Here is a 20,585-nt window from a genome sequence, read left to right as displayed (position 1 = left end):
AAAGTAATTTTGCGTGCCAGCAGATTACAAGGATCGAGATGAAATGGTAAGCGAGAAAAATGCGCTATTGATTTACGGTTGAGTCAGGACGCACTCTTTTTTGATCGCGTTTAGCCAGACCATCAACCACCAGATTCCACGAATCGTTGATCAGATCGCGAAGTAACGCTTCGGAGATTTCCTCGCCGGGATACACCGAAATCCAGTGCTTTTTATTCATGTGATACCCTGGCTTGATGCTTGGGTATATTTGCTGATTTAGCAGGGATTTTTGTGGATCGGACTTCAGATTGATAAAGGGGACGCCGCGCAGCTCCGACGACAGCATAAAAATCTTGCCGCCAATTTTAAAAACATCGAACTCCGGGCCAAAAGGCCAGCAAAGCTCGACAAAGGGTAACTCAAGAGCCAGGCGTTTCGCCGTTTCGTGCAGTGATTGCTTATCCATAAACGTTCCTTTAGGCGAAGGAGAATAAGCAAAGTATGCCGCGAAGTTCGGCGATAATCGACGTTTAATCCGCCAGCGAGAACCAGCGTCGCCAGATAAAGCGCAGAACAAAATACTCAATAGCGCCCAGCACTAAAAACCACAGACAAAACAATAAAGTGTAAAGCTGGCTAAGATCCATCAGATGGAACATGGTCACCAGTTTTTGTGCCAGCGTTAGCCCCAGTGCGGGGGCGGGCAGCAGCAGGCAAGAGAGGAAAGCCATCAGCAAAATGCCTGCTGCGGTGGTCAAGGTTTCTAAAGGGTGTTTCATAACATTGTTAAATGTAAGTTAAAACACCATTGTCAGGGATATTCTTCTGTAAGGCAATTCCCGGCTTAGTCACCGGCCCAGATCTCACAATGCTTTTTCACCAGCCCAATCAGCGAGCCGCCATCGGCGACGAAATCGCGCATCAGCTGCGCTTCATTCAGACCGCTGACGACCTGGCGATGCAGGGCTTCAATTGCGCTCGATGCGCCAATTTTATTTGCAGAAGGGGCGATTTTTTCCAGCAATCGCAAGGTGTCTTCCGTTAGCGGTCGACGATCGCCAGTGTGCGGATCGGTAATGACACCTGCCAGCCCATAGCGGCAGGCCTGGAAACGGTTGAATTTATACAGCAGGTAATCTTTCTCCTGATGTTTAAACGGGCGTTCCGTCAGTAACCAGTGGGCGGTAGCCTGAATCAATCCTGCCATATTTACCGCATGGCTAAGGGTTAACGGGGTATCCATTACCCGAACCTCCACCGTGCCAAAATGAGGACTGGGGCGAATATCCCAGTGCAGATCTTTAATGCTGTCGATCATCGTGGTGTAACTCAGGCAGCGAAACAGGGCTTCAAATTGTTGCCAGTTACTGACCCACGGCATCGGGCCATTATCGGGAAAGGCGGAAAAAATATTCGGTCGTGAGGAGGCAAAACGCGTATCCGTTCCTTGCATATATGGCGACGCGGCGGAAAGGGCGATAAAGTGCGGCACAAACCGTGACAGGCCGTGCAGCAAATAAATGGCATCATCGCCACTGGCGCAACCAACATGGACATGCTGACCAAAAACGGTCGCCTGTTGAATGAGATAACCAAAGTTTTCCAGCGTTCGTTGATAGCGTTCGTTATCGCATACCTCCTGACGCTGCCATTTCTGAAACGGGTGCGTGCCACCGCCGCAAATTTCCAGATGATGATCTGCGGCTGCCTGCAATACGACTTTCTGCATCGCTGAAAATTGCCCGGCAGCCTGGTTGATATCACGGCAAACATCCGTCGCCAGCTCCAGCATACTTTCGGTGATATCGTGCTTTACCTCTCCGGCCGTGATCTTATTTTTAACTGCGTCAATCAGCATTGAAGAGTCCTGGCTTAAGTCATAGCCCGGCGGATTAACCACCTGCATTTCCAGTTCAATACCGAGGGTAAAAGGTTCAGAAACATGAAAATCGGGTAATGGCATAGGTTTCTCTTATGTTGGCGTTTTCTATTCAGTATAGAAGTGGGAGCGACTGGGCGAGATGCGGAAGTTCTGGAATATTTCTTTTTTTGGTGATGGTGAACTGATTGTGAGTGAAGCAATTTAGCTACTTTTTCAATGTGGCAAGTTATGGCACAGCTGGCTGGTGGCGAAGAATTTTGACGATTGAGGCATGCAGAAAAAACGGGCTCAGCTTCAGTTGATCAAATGGGGAGTGAGAAGTCCGAAACAGGATTCACTGTATAAATAAACAGCTATTTTGCTGAGGAAGCGTAAGATAACGGCGGGTGCCTGAAGCTTTCCGGTTTCAGGTTAACTCTGAGGTCTGGAAAGATGAAGCCCCAGGACGATATTTCTATCAACCCTGGGGCCGCCACTCCAAACCAGACAATTTGGATGGTAGTCCCTTCTTCGCATGGAGGCAATATAAACATGCTGACGAAATATGCCCTTGTGGCAGTCATAGTGCTGTGTTTAACGGTGCTGGGATTTACGCTTCTTGTCGGCGACTCGCTGTGTGAGTTTACGGTGAAGGAACGTAATATTGAGTTTAAGGCTGTTCTCGCTTACGAACCGAAGAAGTAGCCGTTGTGCGGGGAGTAATCCCCGCATATCCGGTTGTCAGGTCAGGATGGTAAGGCACCTGCTTTACACTTTCGCCCGTGGTCAGTGATGGCTGCGGGCGAATCGTACCAGATGTTGTCAATTAATCGTGTTGGCACAGCGTTATGACTATTTTTTCTTTTATCTGCCAGTGCACAGCAAACTGCTCATCCTCTAGTCGAATGATGATCTGCTGTTTATTCCAGCTAATTATCTGATAATCCAGAAAACCTTGAGCGGCCTGTATCTTGCTTGCCTTAAATGCGCTTTCTTTGGCGGAAAATGCCAGTGTCAGCGCCAGAGAAAAGGTTAAACCGCATTCTGCGAGTCGCTCGTGTTCTGCTGGTGTAATAATGTTGTCTGTCAATTCTCTTGCGGTTTGTACAGAGAAAATCTCTTCGATATCAATGCCAATCGGTTGACGGGAAACCACGGCTAATGCCGTAGTCCCACAGTGACTAATGCTGCCGTATACACCCGCAGGCCACACAGGTTGGCGTAGCTCGCCGATTGCGGGCACACATTTATAGCCATATTCCCGCAGCGCATAAACTGCAGCGATCCGTCCGGCTAAATGCTCTGTTTTACGTTTACGTCCAGCGTGTTGCAGTTGCGCGTAGTGTGGCAGCCAGAGTAAATCCTGCTCACAAAAACTCGCCGGATCAAACTCAACAAAATGCAGCGTATGTCCTACAAAGGGGAGGGCGGTATGCGTAGTTTTCATGTCAACTATATTATTCCTCCCCCAAATATCGGGGGAGGAAGCGTTAGCATCAGAAGTGAGTGTTTACGCTCATATACCACGTACGTCCCGGCTCGTTATAGGTATACGCACCGGCACCGGCGATATAGTTGGCCCCTGCCAGATCGCCCGTGGTCTGGGCATTACCCGCACGCCACAAACGTTTGTCGAACAGGTTGTCCACGCCGCCGGTCAGACTGACATTCTTCGTCACATCCCAGGTCGCGCTCAGACCCACAATGCTGTAAGGACTGATTTCTTTGGTTTCCGGGCCAACCGCTGGCTGACCTTTATAGTTGTACTTCTTCGGCTGCTGCTTGCCGTACCAGGTGAAGGTCGTTTGCATCGACAAATCTTCCCGTGCCTGCCAGCTCAGCGTTGAGTTCAACGTATACTCCGGGATGATCGACAAACGGTCGCCCGTGGTTTTGTTTTCACTCTTCAGCATATAAGTGATGTTATTGGTCCACATCACCGTTTCGCTAACCGGTACGTTTAACGATCCTTCCAGACCTTCAACCACCGCTTTCGGTACGTTATCCCACTGATAGAGATCGGTGCCGACTACGTTTTGCCCTACAGCCACATAGCCCGCTTCAATCTTATTGCGATAATCGTTGCGGAACCAGGTGACGCCCGCCAGCCAGCCGTCGCGTTTGAACTCCAGACCAATCTCTTTGTTGATGCTGGTTTCCGCTTTCAGGTCATCATTACCTTGCAGATAGCAGCCGCCCGCGCTGGCATAGCAGCCCTGACCTTTACTGTAGAGAATGTAGTTTGGGTTAGTCTGGTACAGACTCGGCGCTTTATAAGCACGGGCAATGCCCATTTTCAGCGTGAAGTCATCGCCTAAACCTTGCGATATGTTTAGAGCCGGACTCCAGTTATTGCCAACAATGCTGTGATGATCGAAACGCAGCCCCGGCGTTACGATGGTGCTGTCAGTCAGCTCCATATTGTTTTCGGCAAATAGCGAGAAAATTTCTGCTTTTGAATACGGGCTACGGTCGGTGGCACTCACACCATCAATAGCACCGCCGGTATTCGTCCCAGTGAGCGCCTGGGTGTTGGAACTTAAATCCTTCATCCGCTGCTGATTCCACTCCGTACCCAGCGTCAGCGTCTGGTTAACGAGGAAATCAATCGGCAGGTTAACTTCGCTGTGCAGCATCACGTCATCGAGATCGATATCGACGAAATCCTGTGTCGCTTTTTCGTTAAATTTCCCTTCGGTACCGCCCGCCAGACCTTCCGGAATACGCGAGTTACGGGTGTGTTCGTACTGCACCCAGTTGCTGGTGGTCACGCCGTTATCCCAGCCGCCGTTCCATGTCAGCGAGTAGTTCTGGCGATACAGACGGTTGGTTTCATCGCCATATTTCGAGCGGGTATAGGAGTCAGAGTTGGTGTTCTGGGTGTCGCCCGCATACAGGTTACCCTGGCGGCTGTAGCCCGCTTCCAGTTCGAGTGATTGCAGAGGCGCGAAGTCCCAGCGCACTACGCCATTAATATCTTTGTTAATTACCCCTTCGCGCCCGGCTGGTAACGTCGTGGCATACGTTCCGGCACGCGCGGACTGATGGCCCTGGTTGATATCCCACGCGTCAGCCTGGGTTTTGTCGAGGTTGCCATACAAGCGGAAGCTGAATTCGTCGCCCAGCGGACCGGTCAGGCTGAAGTTGGTGCGTTTGGTGGCACCTTCCTCTTTATGTTCTGGCGCATTGAAATAAGCATCCCAGGAGCCGTGCCACTCACCGCTGCCTTTTTTGGTAATGATGTTAACCACGCCGCCCGCCGCGCCGTTGCCATAACGCGCAGCTGCCGGACCACGCAGAACTTCAATACGTTCAATCATTTCAGGTGGCACCCAGGAAGTATCACCACGGGTATCGCGCTCGCCACGCCAGCCCTGACGCACTGAGTTACGGCTGCTTACCGGCTTGCCGTCAATCAAAATCAGCGTGTTTTCCGGACCCATGCCGCGAATATCAATCTGGCGGTTATTCCCACGCTGACCACTGGTGGAGTTACCGGTCAGGTTAACGCCTGGCATGGTACGGATGATCTCCGACACATCGCGGGCAACGGGGTTTTTGCGGATTTCATCTGCGGTGATGGTCGAAACGCCAGGCGCCTGTAAGTTCTGCTCAGCGGCGGTAACGACAATGGTATCGTCATGTGAAACAGGAGTATCGGTCGGCTCTTGTGCCTGTGCTACCCCATAAATCCCCAGATTGACCAACAAGGCCAGGGAATGAATCTTCTTGTTCATTGTTTTATTCCTGCATTTTTGCCACGAATTGCAACTGTCGGGCATGGTCGTCATCAATACGACGCACCCCGCTACCGCGAAAACCTTTGATCCTGAAAGACACGCAGTGCAGTTGGTTAATTAATGTCCGCGCTTCCCACGGCGCGCCATTACGCTATTGCAAATGCAAATAGTTATCAATAATATTATCAATATATTTCTGCAATCAATAAAAAATTGCACAGTAAACATGGGGTTATGGTGTGACGGCGTTAAAAGTAGGAAGTGAGAGCTGGTGGCAGTCGAAACATGGCCCGGAATGGCAGCGTCTGAATGACGAAATGTTTGAGGTCACTTTCTGGTGGCGTGATCCCCAAGGTTCTGAAGAATACTCGACGATAAAGCGCGTATGGGTCTACATCACTGGTGTGACCGATCACCATCAGAACAGCCAGCCCCAGTCGATGCAGCGAATTGCAGGCACCAACGTCTGGCAGTGGACGACACAACTCAATGCCAACTGGCGCGGCAGCTACTGCTTTATTCCCACCGAACGCGATGACATTTTTTCTGCACCATCCCCCGATCGCCTCGAATTACGTGAAGGCTGGCGAAAACTATTACCCCAGGCGATAGCAGATCCGCTGAATCCACAAAGCTGGAAAGGCGGGCGAGGGCACGCTGTTTCTGCACTTGAAATGCCGCAAGCGCCTCTGCAACCGGGATGGGATTGTCCGCAAGCGCCAGAAACGCCTGCCAAAGAAATTATCTGGAAAAGTGAACGGTTGAAAAATTCACGCCGTGTATGGATTTTTACCACCGGCGATGCAACAGCAGAAGAACGCCCGCTGGCAGTTTTGCTTGATGGTGAATTTTGGGCGCAGAGTATGCCCGTCTGGCCTGCGCTAACTTCGCTGACCCATCGTCGGCAACTTCCTCCCGCCGTGTATGTGTTGATCGATGCTATCGACACCACGCACCGCGCCCACGAACTGCCGTGTAATGCGGATTTCTGGCTGGCAGTACAGCAAGAGTTATTACCCCTGGTGAAAGCTATTGCCTCTTTTAGCGATCGCGCCGATCGCACCGTGGTCGCCGGGCAGAGTTTTGGTGGGCTTTCCGCGCTGTATGCCGGACTGCACTGGCCTGAACGCTTTGGCTGTGTATTAAGCCAGTCAGGATCGTACTGGTGGCCGCATCGGGGCGGGCCGCAAGAAGGTGTTTTACTTGAGCAACTTAAAGCTGGTCAAGTTAGTGCCGAAGGTCTGCGCATTGTGCTGGAAGCGGGTATTCGCGAGCCGATGATCATGCAGGCCAATCAGGCGCTGTATGCGCAATTACACCCCATAAAAGAATCCATTTTCTGGCGTCAGGTTGACGGCGGACATGATGCGCTTTGTTGGCGCGGTGGCTTGATGCAGGGGCTAATCGACCTCTGGCAACCACTTTTCCATGACAGGAGTTGAATATGGCATTCAGTAATCCCTTCGATGATCCGCAGGGAGCGTTTTACATTTTGCGCAATGCGCAGGGGCAATTCAGTCTGTGGCCGCAACAATGCCTCTTACCGGCAGGATGGGACATTGTGTGTCAGCCGCAGTCACAAGAGTCCTGCCAGCAGTGGCTGGAAGTCCACTGGCGTACTCTGACACCGGCGAATTTCACCCAGTTGCAGGAGGCACAATGAGCCAGCATTTACCTTTGGTCGCCGCACAGCCCGGCATCTGGATGGCAGAAAAACTGTCGGATTTACCCTCCGCCTGGAGCGTGGCGCATTACGTTGAGTTAACCGGAGAGGTTGATGCGCCATTACTGGCCCGCGCGGTGGTTGCCGGATTAGCGCAAGCAGATACGCTGCGGATGCGTTTTACGGAAGATAACGGCGAAGTCTGGCAGTGGGTCGATGATGCGCTGACGTTCGAACTGCCAGAAATTATCGACCTGCGAACCAACATTGATCCGCACGGTACTGCGCGGGCATTAATGCAGGCGGATTTGCAACAAGATTTGCGCGTCGATAGCGGTAAACCACTGGTCTTTCATCAGTTGATACAGGTGGCGGATAACCGCTGGTACTGGTATCAGCGTTATCACCATTTGCTGGTCGATGGCTTCAGTTTCCCGGCCATTACCCGCCAGATCGCCAATATTTACTGCGCATGGCTGCGTGGCGAACCAACGCCTGCTTCGCCGTTTACGCCTTTCGCTGATGTAGTGGAAGAGTACCAGCAATACCGCGAAAGCGAAGCCTGTCAGCGTGATGCGGCATTCTGGGCGGAACAGCGTCGTCAATTGCCGCCGCCCGCGTCACTTTCTCCGGCACCTTTACCGGGGCGCAGCGCCTCGGCAGATATTCTGCGCCTGAAACTGGAATTTACCGACGGGGAATTCCGCCAGTTGGCTACGCAACTTTCAGGTGTGCAGCGTACCGATTTAGCCCTTGCGTTGGCAGCCTTGTGGCTGGGGCGATTGTGCAACCGCATGGACTACGCTGCCGGATTTATCTTTATGCGTCGACTAGGCTCGGCGGCGCTGACGGCTACCGGACCCGTGCTCAACGTTTTGCCGTTGGGTATTCATATTGCGGCGCAAGAAACGCTGCCGGAACTGGCAACCCGACTGGCAGCACAACTGAAAAAAATGCGCCGCCATCAACGCTACGATGCCGAACAAATTGTCCGTGACAGTGGGCGAGCGGCAGGAGAGGAACCGCTGTTCGGTCCGGTACTCAATATCAAGGTATTTGATTACCAACTGGATATTCCTGGTGTTCAGGCGCAAACCCATACCCTGGCAACCGGTCCGGTTAATGACCTTGAACTGGCCCTGTTCCCGGATGAACACGGTGATTTGAGTATTGAGATCCTCGCCAATAAACAGCGTTACGATGAGCCAACGTTAATTCAACACGCTGAACGCCTGAAAATGCTGATTGCCCAGTTCGCCGCGGATCCGTCGCTGTTGTGCGGCGATGTCGATATTATGCTGCCAGGCGAGTATGCGCAGCTGGCGCAGATCAACGCCACTCAGGTTGAGATTCCAGAAACCACGCTGAGCGCGCTGGTGGCAGAACAAGCGGCAAAAACACCGGATGCTCCGGCGCTGGTTGATGCGCGTTACCAGTTTAGCTATCGGGAAATGCGCGAACAGGTGGTGGCGCTGGCGAATCTGCTGCGTGAGCGCGGCGTTAAACCGGGCGACAGCGTGGCGGTGGCATTACCGCGCTCGGTCTTTTTGACCCTGGCGCTACATGCGATAGTTGAAGCTGGTGCGGCCTGGTTACCGTTGGATACCGGCTATCCGGACGATCGCCTGAAAATGATGCTGGAAGATGCGCGTCCGTCGCTGTTAATCACCACTGACGATCAACTGCCGCGCTTTAGCGATATCCCCAATTTAACCCGCCTTTGCTATAACGCCCCGCTTATACCACAGGGCAGTGCGCCGCTGCAGCTTTCACAACCGCACCACACGGCTTATATCATCTTCACCTCCGGTTCCACCGGCAGGCCGAAAGGGGTAATGGTCGGGCAGACGGCTATCGTTAACCGCCTGCTTTGGATGCAAAACCACTACCCGCTTACAGGCGAAGATGTCGTTGCCCAAAAAACGCCGTGCAGTTTTGATGTCTCGGTGTGGGAGTTTTTCTGGCCGTTTATTGCCGGGGCTAAACTGGTGATGGCTGAACCGGAAGCGCACCGCGACCCGCTCGCTATGCAGCAATTCTTTGCCGAATATGGTGTAACGACCACGCACTTTGTGCCGTCGATGCTGGCAGCATTTGTTGCATCGCTGACTCCGCAAACCGCTCGTCAGAATTGCGCGACGTTGAAACAGGTTTTCTGTAGTGGTGAAGCCTTACCGGCTGATTTATGCCGCGAATGGCAACAGTTAACCGGCGCGCCGTTGCATAATCTGTATGGCCCGACGGAAGCGGCGGTAGATGTCAGTTGGTATCCGGCTTTTGGCGAGGAACTGGCAGAGGTGCGCGGCAGCAGTGTGCCGATTGGTTATCCGGTGTGGAATACGGGCCTGCGCATTCTCGATGCGATGATGCATCCGGTGCCGCCGGGTGTGGCGGGAGATCTCTATCTCACCGGTATTCAACTGGCGCAGGGGTATCTTGGACGACCCGATCTGACCGCCAGCCGCTTTATTGCCGATCCTTTTGCCCCAGGTGAACGGATGTACCGTACCGGCGATGTGGCCCGCTGGCTGGATAACGGCGCAGTGGAGTACCTCGGGCGCAGTGACGATCAGCTAAAAATTCGCGGGCAGCGTATCGAACTGGGCGAAATTGATCGCGTGATGCAGGCGCTGCCGGATGTCGAACAAGCCGTTACCCACGCCTGTGTGATTAACCAGGCGGCAGCCACTGGTGGTGATGCGCGTCAGTTGGTGGGCTATCTGGTGTCGCAATCAGGTCTGCCGTTGGATACCAGCGCATTACAGGCGCAGCTTCGTGAAACATTGCCACCACATATGGTACCGGTGGTTCTGCTGCAACTTCCACAGTTACCACTTAGCGCCAACGGCAAGCTGGATCGCAAAGCCTTACCGTTGCCTGATCTGAAGGCACAAGCGCCTGGGCGTGCGCCGAAAGCGGGCAGTGAAACGATTATCGCCGCGGCATTCTCGTCGTTGCTGGGTTGTGACGTGCAGGATGCCGATGCTGATTTCTTTGCGCTTGGCGGTCATTCGCTACTGGCAATGAAACTGGCTGCGCAGTTAAGTCGGCAGTTTGCCCGCCAGGTGACGCCGGGGCAAGTGATGGTCGCGTCAACTGTCGCCAAACTGGCAACGATTATTGATGGTGAAGAAGACAGCTCCCGGCGCATGGGATTCGAAACCATTCTGCCGTTGCGTGAAGGTAATGGCCCGACGCTGTTTTGTTTCCATCCTGCGTCCGGTTTTGCCTGGCAGTTCAGCGTGCTCTCGCGTTATCTCGATCCACAATGGTCGATTATCGGCATTCAGTCGCCGCGCCCCAATGGCCCCATGCAGACCGCGGCAAATCTGGATGAAGTCTGCGAAGCGCATCTGGCAACGTTACTTGAGCATCAACCGCACGGCCCTTATTACCTGCTGGGTTATTCGCTGGGCGGTACGCTGGCGCAGGGTATTGCGGCGCGGCTGCGTGCCCGTGGCGAACAGGTGGCATTTCTTGGCTTGCTGGATACCTGGCCGCCAGAAACGCAAAACTGGCAGGAAAAAGAGGCTAATGGCCTGGACCCGGAAGTGCTGGCGGAGATTAACCGCGAGCGCGAGGCCTTCCTGGCGGCACAGCAGGGAAGTACTTCAACGGAGTTGTTTACCACCATTGAAGGCAACTACGCTGATGCTGTGCGCCTGCTGACGACTGCTCATAGCGTACCGTTTGAAGGTAAAGCGACGCTGTTTGTTGCTGAACGCACGCTTCAGGAAGGTATGAATCCCGAACGCGCCTGGTCGCCGTGGATTACGGAGCTGGATATCTATCGTCAGGATTGTGCGCATGTGGATATTATCTCGCCGATGGCGTTTGAAAAAATAGGGCCGATTATTCGTGCGACGCTAAATAAGTAAATTTATATTATCTATAAACCCATAATTACAATAAATGATTATGGGTTTATTATTTATTTAATTTATCAATTTAACGGATATTTCTCTGAAATAGAGTGAATGTTGCATTCAGTGGGAGGAATTTACAAACTTCAGCTTCGGATAAATCTCACCAACTGGTAAAGTGGGGGCCGTGGAGATTTACTCTTATTGGACCCATTTCAGGTTATACCGCATGTCATCACTGAATATTAAACAGGGAAGTGACGCTCATTTTCCCGAGTATCCTCTGGCGTCGCCCAGTAATAATGAAATTGATTTACTTAATCTAATCGACGTTTTATGGCGGGCAAAAAAAACGGTCATGGCGGTCGTTTTTGCGTTTGCCTGCACAGGATTGCTGATCTCTTTCATCCTGCCGCAAAAATGGACCAGCTCCGCCGTCATTACTCCCGCAGAGGCTATTCAGTGGCAGGACCTGGAGAAAAACTTTACTAAACTGTGCGTTCTGGATCTTGATGTTAATCTCGATCGTAATGGAGTATTTAATCTATTTATCAAGAAGTTTCAGTCTATTAGCTTACTGGAAGAGTACCTGCGCTCATCACCTTATGTGATGGACCAATTAAAAGAGGCGAAAATCGACGAACTGGATTTGCATCGCGCTATCGTCGCATTGAGCGAAAAAATGAAAGCGGTTGATGACAATGCCAGTAAGAAAAAAGATGAACCGTCACTGTATACCTCCTGGACGCTAAGTTTTACCGCGCCAACCAGTGAAGAGGCGCAGACCGTTTTGAGCGGGTATATCGATTATATCTCTGCGTTGGTGGTGAAAGAGTCGATAGAAAACGTCCGTAATAAACTGGAGATCAAAACCCAGTTTGAAAAAGAAAAACTGGCTCAGGATCGCATTAAAACGAAAAATCAACTTGATGCAAACATTCAGCGCCTCAATTATTCACTCGACATTGCCAACGCGGCAGGAATTAAAAAGCCCGTTTACAGTAATGGTCAGGCCGTTAAAGATGACCCCGATTTCTCTATTTCTCTCGGCGCAGACGCTATTGAACGCAAACTGGAAATTGAAAAAGCGGTTACTGACGTTGCGGAACTGAACGGTGAATTACGTAATCGTCAGTATCTTGTTGAGCAGCTAACAAAAGCAAATGTCAACGATGTGAATTTTACGCCGTTTAAATATCAGTTGCGTCCGTCATTACCCGTAAAAAAAGACGGTCCGGGTAAGGCGATTATCGTGATCCTTTCTGCGTTGATCGGCGGTATGGTGGCTTGTGGTGGCGTGCTGTTGCGCCATGCCATGGCATCTAGAAAACAGGATGCCGTGATGGAAGAGCACTTAGTTTAAATCTTGGCAGTTGAAGGTGCCGTTCGTCCGAGCGGCACCACGAGCGGAGTTCCGGCTACCGGATCGTCAATAATCATGCAGCGCAGACCATAAATGCGCTCGATCAATTCAGCAGTGACAATCTCCTTCGGCGCTCCCTGAGCAACAATTTTCCCTTCCCGCAATGCAATCAAATGGCTGGCGTAACGACAGGCCTGATTAAGATCGTGCAGCACCGCCGCCAGGGTATAGCCTTTCTCGCGGTTCAGTTCGCTTAACAGTTCCAGCAAATCAATCTGATGACTGATATCCAGCCAGGTCGTGGGTTCATCGAGCAGCATAATTGCCGTTTCCTGGGCCAGCACCATTGCTATCCACGCTCGCTGGCGTTGTCCGCCAGAAAGGGTATCCACGCTTTGATCTGCCAGATGAGTGATTCCCGTGGCCTGCATCGCTTTCGTTACCGCGTCTTCATCCTCTTTGCGCCAGCGGGTAAACAGCGGTTGATGCGGGTAACGTCCACGCGCCACCAGCTCCTGCACGGTGATATCGCCCGGCGTGGTAGCATTTTGCGCCAACAGACCAATCCGGCGTGCAACCTCTTTACTGGCGTAATGTTGAATGTGCTCACCATCCAGCCAGACATGCCCGTGAGCAGGCGTCATCAGGCGGCTTAAAGTACGCAGTAAAGTGGATTTACCGCAGCCATTTGGCCCGATAATTGCCGTGAAGTGACCATCAGGTATTTCTACAGTCAGATTCTCCGCAACGGTATATTTGCCATATCCGAGGGTTAACTGTTCGCCGCGCAAACGGGCTACTGATTCGGTCATTTTTTGCGAGACTCCTGAATTAACAAGACGATAAGGTAAATACCGCCGAGGCTGACGGTAACGACGCCAACCGGAAGTTGATACGGCATAAACAGTTGTTGGGCGCAGAGATCGGCCGCCAGCAGTAACAACGCCCCGCACAGCGCCGCCTGGGTCAGCCCCCAGCGAGCGGTGCCGCTAATGCGTCGGGCAATGTGCGGCGCGACTAAAGCAATAAAGGAAATCGGCCCGGCAAGCGCTGTTGCCGCAGCGGTAAGCACCACTGCAACCAGCATCATTAACAGACGCGAACGTTCGACGCTGACGCCCAGCGCACACGCGGTATCATCGCCCATTTCCAGCAAGCGCATCCGGCGTACCAGTAAGGCGGCGGCAATTAGCATCAATATAATGATGGGTGCGGAAGGCGAGGTTTTTGCCCACGTCAGGCCGTTGAGCGATCCGGCATTCCATAAACCCGCTGTTAGCGCCGTTTCTAAAGACGCTTTCAGCAACAGCCAGGTATTAAAGGCCACCAGCATGGCGCGAACGCCGATACCAATAATAATCAACCGAAAGGTGTCGATGCCGTTACGCCAGGCGAGCAGCCAGACCAGCAGCGAAGTGACAATGCCGCCCACCATTGCTGCCAGCGCGATAGCCGTCAGATCCTGACCAAACAGCACCATCGCCACCAGCACGCCGCTCCACGCCCCGGTGTTAAAGCCCATTACGTCAGGGCTACCGAGCGGGTTACGCATCAGCGACTGAAAAATCGCGCCGCTGACGCCCAGAGCCGCGCCAATTAACAGCGCCATCAGCACGCGTGGTAAACGCCATTCAGTGACCACCATCGTCATACTGCGCGGCGCATCGCCCATCAGCGCGGCGAATACCTGCGAGGTTTCCAGCGTGACGGTACCGCTGCGTAATCCCCAGATACCTGCAACCACACAGGCGGTAATTAGCAGCAAACAGGTGATGATTAATCGGCGAGAGACGTAAATCATGCGCCACCTCGCGTTTTACGTCGCACGAGGAAGATCAGCACCGGTGCGCCAATAAAGGCACTGACTACAGAAACGCGTAACTCGCCGGGCACAATCACCCGCCCGATGATATCGGCAAACAGCAGCAGGGCAGGGGTGGCAAGTAGCGTGACGGGCAGCGACCAGCGATGATCAGCACCTACCAGCCAGCGCGCCATATGCGGCATCATCAGGCCAATAAAGGCAATCGGGCCAACTACCGCCGTCGCACTACCACAAAGCACGGTAATCGCCAGCAGACCAATCAACTGTGTGCGCGCCACGCGGCTGCCCAGCGCCGTCGCGGTGTCACTGCCGAGGCTTAAACTGTTCAGCGCGCGGCTCAGTAATAGCGCGGTTGCTCCGGCGATCAGCACCGGGATCAGCACAACTTTTAAGGTATATAGATTGCGAATATCCAGCGAACCGGCTTGCCAGAAACGCAGTTGATCGTAGACGTCAGGATTAAGCAGGGCGATGCCGCTGGTCAGCCCTTCCAGCACCGCCGCCAGCGCCACGCCCGCCAGGGTTAAACGCACCGGACTTAACTGCCCGCCGCCCTGGCTGCCGGTAAAGGCAACAATCAACGAGGCCACCAGCGCCCCGGCGAAGGCCATCGCCAGTTGTTCCTGCGCGGATGAGTATCCAAACAGCGCCGCACCCAGCACAATGGCAAAGCTGGCTCCGGCGTTTACGCCAAGCAAGCCGGGGTCGGCAAGTGGGTTTCGGGTGAGGGTTTGCATCAACGCCCCGGCAAGGCCAAGCGCACCGCCGGCCAGTAAACCGGCAAGGGTGCGCGGCAGTCGTGCGTCGAGCACGATGGTGCAGTCGGCGCTCTGGCAGGTGCCGGAGAGGGCCTCCAGCACTACGGAAGCGGGGAGTGATTTTGCTCCAATGAGCAGGCTTAATGCCGTCGCGATAATCAGTAATAACAGCAATCCGGGCACGGCAATGGCGCGTGTCACGGCAACAGAACCAGACATACGAACTTCCATGATAATGAAATTAATTATCGTTATCGATCTTATTTGGATATGTTAGCATGTGCAGCCTAAGAATAGGTATTTAAAATATTTGATGGCAAGGCATTGTAATGAATAAACAATCCTGGCTGCTTAACCTCAGCCTGTTGAAAACGCACCCGGCGTTTCGCGCAGTATTCCTCGCTCGTTTTATCTCAATTGTTTCTCTGGGTTTGCTCGGCGTCGCGGTGCCGGTGCAGATCCAGATGATGACGCATTCTACCTGGCAGGTGGGGCTTTCGGTGACGCTGACCGGCGGCGCGATGTTTGTTGGCCTGATGGTCGGCGGTGTGCTGGCGGATCGCTATGAGCGTAAAAAAGTGATTTTGCTGGCGCGTGGCACCTGTGGCATTGGCTTTATTGGACTGTGCCTGAATGCGCTGCTGCCGGAGCCGTCTTTGCTGGCAATCTATTTACTTGGTTTATGGGATGGTTTTTTCGCATCGCTTGGCGTTACGGCGCTACTGGCGGCGACACCTGCACTGGTAGGGCGTGAAAACTTAATGCAGGCCGGGGCGATCACCATGTTGACCGTGCGTCTGGGATCGGTGATTTCGCCCATGATTGGCGGTTTATTGCTGGCGACCGGAGGCGTAGCCTGGAACTACGGACTGGCGGCGGCGGGCACGTTTATTACCTTGCTACCGTTGTTAAGCCTTCCGGCGTTGCCACCACCGCCGCAGCCGCGTGAGCATCCGTTGAAATCATTACTGGCAGGATTTCGTTTTCTACTCGCCAGCCCGCTGGTGGGAGGGATTGCGTTGCTGGGTGGTTTATTGACGATGGCGAGCGCGGTGCGGGTCCTGTATCCGGCGCTGGCTGACAACTGGCAGATGTCGGCGGCACAGATTGGTTTTCTCTATGCGGCGATTCCGCTCGGCGCGGCTATTGGCGCGTTAACCAGCGGGAAGCTGGCACATAGTGCGCGACCAGGGTTATTGATGCTGCTCTCCACGCTGGGATCGTTCCTTGCCATTGGTCTGTTTGGCCTGATGCCGATGTGGATTTTAGGCGTGGTTTGCCTGGCGCTGTTCGGTTGGTTGAGCGCGGTTAGTTCGTTGCTGCAATATACAATGCTGCAAACGCAAACCCCGGAAGCGATGTTAGGGCGGATTAACGGTTTGTGGACGGCGCAAAACGTGACGGGCGATGCCATAGGCGCAGCGCTGCTGGGCGGTTTGGGCGCGATGATGACACCGGTTGCTTCCGCAAGCGCGAGCGGTTTTGGTTTGTTGATTATCGGCGTGTTGTTATTGCTGGTGCTGGTGGAGTTGCGACGTTTTCGCCAGACGCCGCCGCAGATGACAGCGTCCGACAGTTAATGCTTAAAACAGCGCCTTAAGTCGTTCCAGCACTTGCATGGCGCTGTAGTAATCCAGGCGGAACGTCTCGGTTCCCAGCGCATAAACCTGCTTGTTTTGTACTGCAGGCAGGTGCGCGAGCAGTGGATTGGCATAAATCGCATCGGCATCTTTCTGATCACCAGCGAACAGGAATAGTGAATCGCCATTTAACCCTGCAGCCAGATTTTCTCCACCAAGCTGAATGATGTCATGGCGTTTGCCCTGGCTTTGGCTGGCGTTTAACCCTGCGGGCAATTTCGCCAACGTAAAGCCGAGTTGTTCCAGCATCTGCCCTTGTGCTGATTCCGGCGTCCAGAGATTGGCACTGTGTGCAGCGGCGGTATAGACAATGGCAGTGACCGGCTGCGGCGGTAATTTGATTTGCTCTTTCGCCGCCGCCAGTTGCTTATCAAACTGTGCAATCCGCTCTGCCGCTTGTTTCTCATGCCCGGTAATTTCGCCAAGCTGCGTTAACAGCGACTGCCAGCTTTTGTCGTCGTAATTGATGATTAATGTTGGGGCGATGGTAGAAAGCTGATCGTACAGCGCCAGCGCCGAATCCCCGCCGGTTGCGCTAATTAAAATCAGATCCGGCATTTGCGCGGCAACGGCTTCGGCGCTCGGTTCGCCGATATAGATCCGTTGCAGTTTGCGTTCTTTCGCCACCTTGCTCCACTGGCGTAAAAAGCCCTGGTCATCCGCGACGCGGTTATTTGGCGTGGTCGCGCCGCTGGCGATCACCGGAGCATCAATCGCCAGCAGTGAGCCAGTCAGGGTGACGCTGGTGGAAACAATACGCTGCGGCTGGCTTTCCAGGGTATGAGTGCCCCGGCTGTCAGTAATCTGACGCGGCCAGTCGGCGGCCTGAACTGCGACTATTCCTGAAAGCAAAAGTCCTGTTAATAGAAGGGCGTTGCGGTAGAGCGGGGCGAGTCTCACAAATTAGCTTCCTGTTATTAATAGAGTTAATGCTTCTCATTTTCATTGTAACCACAAACAGATGCAACCCCGAGTTGCAGATTGCGTTACCTCAAGAGTTGACATAGTGCGCGTTTGCTTTTAGGTTAGCGACCGAAAATATAAATGATAATCATTATTAAAGCCTTTATCATTTTGTGGAGGATGATATGGATACGTCACTGGCTGAGGAAGTACAGCAGACCATGGCAACACTTGCGCCCAATCGCTTTTTCTTTATGTCGCCGTACCGCAGTTTTACGACGTCAGGATGTTTCGCCCGCTTCGATGAACCGGCTGTGAACGGGGATTCGCCCGACAGTCCCTTCCAGCAAAAACTCGCCGCGTTGTTTGCCGATGCCAAAGCGCAGGGCATCAAAAATCCGGTGATGGTCGGGGCTATTCCCTTCGATCCACGTCAGCCTTCGTCGCTGTATATTCCCGAATCCTGGCAGTCGTTCTCCCGTCAGGAAAAACAAGCTTCCGCACGCCGTTTCACCCGCAGCCAGTCGCTGAACGTGGTGGAACGTCAGGCCATTCCGGAACAAGCCACGTTTGAACAGATGGTTGCCCGTGCTGCCGCACTTACCGCCACGCCGCAGGTCGACAAAGTGGTGTTGTCACGGTTGATTGATATCACCACTGACGCCGCCATTGATAGTGGCGTATTGCTGGAACGGTTGATTGCGCAAAACCCGGTTAGTTACAACTTCCATGTTCCGTTGGCTGATGGTGGCGTTCTGCTGGGGGCCAGCCCGGAACTGCTGCTACGTAAAGACGGCGAGCGTTTTAGCTCCATTCCGTTAGCCGGTTCCGCGCGTCGTCAGCCGGATGAAGTGCTCGATCGCGAAGCGGGTAATCGTCTGCTGGCGTCAGAAAAAGATCGCCATGAACATGAACTGGTGACTCAGGCGATGAAAGAGGTACTGCGCAAACGCAGTAGTGAGTTACACGTTCCCTCCTCTCCACAATTGATTACCACGCCGACGCTGTGGCATCTCGCAACTCCCTTTGAAGGTAAAGCGAATTCGCAAGAAAACGCACTGACTCTGGCCTGTCTACTGCATCCGACCCCCGCGCTGAGCGGTTTCCCGCATCAGGCCGCGACTCAGGTTATTGCTGAACTGGAGCCGTTCGACCGCGAACTGTTTGGCGGCATTGTGGGTTGGTGTGACAGCGAAGGTAACGGCGAATGGGTGGTGACCATCCGCTGCGCGAAGCTGCGGGAAAATCAGGTGCGTCTGTTTGCCGGAGCGGGGATTGTGCCTGCGTCCTCACCGTTGGGTGAGTGGCGCGAAACAGGCGTCAAACTTTCTACCATGTTGAACGTTTTTGGATTGCATTAAGGAGCGAGGATGAGCATTCCATTCACCCGCTGGCCGGAAGAGTTTGCCCGTCGCTATCGGGAAAAAGGCTACTGGCAGGATTTGCCACTGACCGACATTCTGACTCGCCACGCTGCGAGTGACAGCATCGCGGTCATCGACGGCGAGCGTCAGTTGAGTTACCGGGAACTGAATCAGGCGGCGGATAATCTCGCCTGTAGCTTGCGTCGTCAGGGCATTAAACCCGGTGAAACCGCACTGGTACAACTGGGTAACGTCGCTGAATTGTATATTACCTTTTTTGCGCTGTTAAAACTGGGCGTTGCACCGGTACTGGCGCTGTTCAGTCATCAGCGTAGTGAAATGAACGCATACGCCAGCCAGATTAAACCGGTGTTACTGATTGCCGATCGCCAACATGCGCTGTTTAGCGGGGATGATTTCCTCAATACATTTGTTGCAGAGCACTCCTCCATTCGCGTGGTGCAACTGCTGAACGATAGCGGCGAACATAACTTGCAGGATGCGATTAACCATCCGGCAGAGGATTTTATTGCCACACCGTCACCTGCCGATGAAGTGGCCTATTTTCAGCTTTCTGGCGGTACCACCGGCACACCGAAACTGATCCCACGCACTCACAATGACTATTACTACAGCGTACGTCGTAGCGTCGAGATTTGTCAGTTCACACGACAGACACGCTACCTGTGCGCGATTCCTGCGGCCCACAACTACGCCATGAGTTCGCCAGGATCGCTGGGCGTCTTTCTCGCTGGCGGCACGGTCGTTCTGGCTGCCGACCCTAGCGCCACGCTCTGCTTCCCATTGATTGCAAAACATCAGGTGAACGTCACTGCGCTGGTGCCACCAGCAGTCAGCCTGTGGTTACAGGCGCTGACCGAAGGTGAAAGCCGGGCGCAGCTTGCCTCGCTGAAACTGTTACAGGTCGGTGGCGCACGTCTTTCTGCCACGCTTGCGGCGCGTATTCCCGCAGAGATTGGCTGCCAGTTACAGCAGGTATTCGGCATGGCGGAAGGGCTGGTGAACTACACCCGTCTTGATGATAGCGCGGAGAAAATTATCCATACCCAGGGCTATCCAATGTGTCCGGATGATGAAGTGTGGGTTGCCGATGCTGACGGAAATCCACTGCCGCAAGGGGAAGTTGGACGCCTGATGACGCGCGGGCCGTACACCTTCCGCGGCTATTACAAAAGTCCACAGCACAATGCCAGCGCCTTTGATGCCAACGGTTTTTACTGTTCCGGCGATCTGATCTCTATTGATCCAGAGGGGTACATCACCGTGCAGGGGCGCGAGAAAGATCAGATCAACCGTGGCGGCGAGAAGATCGCTGCCGAAGAGATCGAAAACCTGTTACTGCGCCATCCGGCGGTGATCTACGCCGCCCTGGTGAGTATGGAAGATGAGCTGATGGGCGAAAAAAGCTGTGCTTATCTGGTGGTAAAAGAACCACTGCGTGCGGTACAGGTGCGTCGTTTCCTGCGTGAACAGGGTATTGCCGAATTTAAATTACCTGATCGCGTGGAGTGCGTAGATTCACTTCCGCTGACGGCGGTCGGGAAAGTCGATAAAAAACAATTACGTCAGTGGCTGGCGTCACGCGCATCAGTCTGAAGGAGA

17 protein-coding genes and 1 pseudogene are annotated in these 20,585 nt (G+C 53.5%); 8 read left to right on the top strand and 10 right to left on the bottom strand.

What is annotated here, in order from left to right; translation table 11 throughout:
* Positions 1 to 64 precede the first annotated feature (64 nt).
* The 4 genes and pseudogenes from ACJHYW_RS08815 to ACJHYW_RS08800 form a co-directional block, all read right to left on the bottom strand.
* On the bottom strand, positions 65 to 448 hold the full coding sequence (locus ACJHYW_RS08815) for an MmcQ/YjbR family DNA-binding protein (protein ID WP_000360950.1): 384 nt from the start codon (positions 446 to 448) through the stop codon (positions 65 to 67).
* A 64-nt stretch (positions 449 to 512) separates the two neighbouring features.
* A complete protein-coding gene (locus tag ACJHYW_RS08810; protein WP_000682518.1) occupies positions 513 to 761 on the bottom strand; it encodes a DUF1158 domain-containing protein in 249 nt (82 codons plus the stop codon).
* A gap of 65 nt (positions 762 to 826) precedes the next feature.
* Positions 827 to 1,945: a YbdK family carboxylate-amine ligase gene (locus ACJHYW_RS08805; RefSeq protein WP_001130634.1), complete on the bottom strand. Its 1,119-nt coding sequence runs from the start codon at positions 1,943 to 1,945 to the stop codon at positions 827 to 829.
* A gap of 213 nt (positions 1,946 to 2,158) precedes the next feature.
* Positions 2,159 to 2,427 (bottom strand): annotated as a pseudogene (locus ACJHYW_RS08800) (hypothetical protein).
* Between ACJHYW_RS08800 and hokE the strand changes: the two are divergent.
* Positions 2,396 to 2,548, top strand: coding sequence for a type I toxin-antitoxin system toxin HokE (gene hokE, locus ACJHYW_RS08795; protein WP_000956465.1), 153 nt, complete (start codon positions 2,396 to 2,398; stop codon positions 2,546 to 2,548). The pseudogene ACJHYW_RS08800 and the gene hokE sit on opposite strands and share 32 nt — an antisense overlap.
* Before the next feature lie 121 nt (positions 2,549 to 2,669).
* On the opposite strand, the gene entD is transcribed toward hokE, so the two are convergent.
* Together entD and fepA are read right to left on the bottom strand one after the other, a co-directional pair.
* Positions 2,670 to 3,290: an enterobactin synthase subunit EntD gene (gene entD, locus ACJHYW_RS08790; protein ID WP_000858746.1), complete on the bottom strand. Its 621-nt coding sequence runs from the start codon at positions 3,288 to 3,290 to the stop codon at positions 2,670 to 2,672.
* 49 nt (positions 3,291 to 3,339) lie between these two features.
* Entirely contained in the window at positions 3,340 to 5,580 is a 2,241-nt protein-coding gene (fepA, locus tag ACJHYW_RS08785; protein ID WP_001034925.1) for a siderophore enterobactin receptor FepA, read from the bottom strand.
* 242 nt (positions 5,581 to 5,822) lie between these two features.
* Between fepA and fes the strand changes: the two genes are divergently transcribed.
* From fes to wzz(fepE), 4 genes are all read left to right on the top strand, one after another.
* On the top strand, positions 5,823 to 7,025 hold the full coding sequence (gene fes / locus ACJHYW_RS08780; protein ID WP_000125834.1) for an enterochelin esterase: 1,203 nt from the start codon (positions 5,823 to 5,825) through the stop codon (positions 7,023 to 7,025).
* Positions 7,026 to 7,027: 2 nt separating this feature from the next.
* The gene (gene ybdZ, locus ACJHYW_RS08775; protein WP_000885794.1) at positions 7,028 to 7,246 is read left to right on the top strand and encodes an enterobactin biosynthesis protein YbdZ; all 219 of its coding nucleotides are present in this window, start codon (positions 7,028 to 7,030) and stop codon (positions 7,244 to 7,246) included.
* The gene (entF, locus tag ACJHYW_RS08770) at positions 7,243 to 11,124 is read left to right on the top strand and encodes an enterobactin non-ribosomal peptide synthetase EntF (RefSeq protein WP_000077748.1); all 3,882 of its coding nucleotides are present in this window, start codon (positions 7,243 to 7,245) and stop codon (positions 11,122 to 11,124) included. The genes ybdZ and entF overlap by 4 nt, the downstream gene beginning before the upstream one ends.
* A 214-nt stretch (positions 11,125 to 11,338) precedes the next feature.
* Entirely contained in the window at positions 11,339 to 12,472 is a 1,134-nt protein-coding gene (wzz(fepE), locus tag ACJHYW_RS08765; RefSeq protein ID WP_410233352.1) for an LPS O-antigen length regulator Wzz(fepE), read from the top strand.
* Here wzz(fepE) and fepC read toward each other — a convergent pair.
* From fepC to fepD, 3 genes are read right to left on the bottom strand one after another with little or no spacing between them, the layout of a single operon-like run.
* A complete protein-coding gene (gene fepC / locus ACJHYW_RS08760; RefSeq protein WP_000140634.1) occupies positions 12,469 to 13,284 on the bottom strand; it encodes an iron-enterobactin ABC transporter ATP-binding protein in 816 nt (271 codons plus the stop codon). The genes wzz(fepE) and fepC overlap by 4 nt on opposite strands.
* Positions 13,281 to 14,273 carry an iron-enterobactin ABC transporter permease gene (gene fepG / locus ACJHYW_RS08755; RefSeq protein WP_000640927.1) on the bottom strand — a complete coding sequence of 331 codons (993 nt, stop codon included), beginning with the start codon at positions 14,271 to 14,273 and terminating at the stop codon, positions 13,281 to 13,283. Before fepG ends, fepC begins: the two co-directional genes overlap by 4 nt.
* Positions 14,270 to 15,274, bottom strand: coding sequence for a Fe(3+)-siderophore ABC transporter permease (gene fepD, locus ACJHYW_RS08750; protein WP_001317683.1), 1,005 nt, complete (start codon positions 15,272 to 15,274; stop codon positions 14,270 to 14,272). Before fepD ends, fepG begins: the two co-directional genes overlap by 4 nt.
* Before the next feature lie 110 nt (positions 15,275 to 15,384).
* Here fepD and entS point away from each other — a divergent pair, with 110 nt between their 5' ends.
* Positions 15,385 to 16,635: an enterobactin transporter EntS gene (gene entS, locus ACJHYW_RS08745; protein ID WP_001041787.1), complete on the top strand. Its 1,251-nt coding sequence runs from the start codon at positions 15,385 to 15,387 to the stop codon at positions 16,633 to 16,635.
* Positions 16,636 to 16,638: 3 nt separating this feature from the next.
* Here the strand turns inward: entS and fepB are convergent, their stop codons facing one another.
* Positions 16,639 to 17,595, bottom strand: a complete 957-nt coding sequence (gene fepB, locus ACJHYW_RS08740; RefSeq protein WP_001234343.1) for a Fe2+-enterobactin ABC transporter substrate-binding protein — start codon at positions 17,593 to 17,595, stop codon at positions 16,639 to 16,641.
* Positions 17,596 to 17,783: 188 nt separating this feature from the next.
* On the opposite strand from fepB, the gene entC reads away from it, so the two are divergent.
* Both entC and entE read left to right on the top strand, forming a co-directional pair.
* The gene (entC, locus tag ACJHYW_RS08735; RefSeq protein ID WP_001361270.1) at positions 17,784 to 18,959 is read left to right on the top strand and encodes an isochorismate synthase EntC; all 1,176 of its coding nucleotides are present in this window, start codon (positions 17,784 to 17,786) and stop codon (positions 18,957 to 18,959) included.
* Between the two features lie 9 nt (positions 18,960 to 18,968).
* On the top strand, positions 18,969 to 20,579 hold the full coding sequence (entE, locus tag ACJHYW_RS08730; RefSeq protein ID WP_061092801.1) for a (2,3-dihydroxybenzoyl)adenylate synthase EntE: 1,611 nt from the start codon (positions 18,969 to 18,971) through the stop codon (positions 20,577 to 20,579).
* Positions 20,580 to 20,585 lie beyond the last annotated feature (6 nt).

The sequence above is a fragment of the Escherichia sp. WS3063 genome, assembly GCF_046486595.1.
GTDB lineage: Bacteria > Pseudomonadota > Gammaproteobacteria > Enterobacterales > Enterobacteriaceae > Escherichia > Escherichia coli.
Note: the sequence above shows the minus strand (reverse complement) of the source record. Positions and strands in the feature narration are given on the sequence as shown.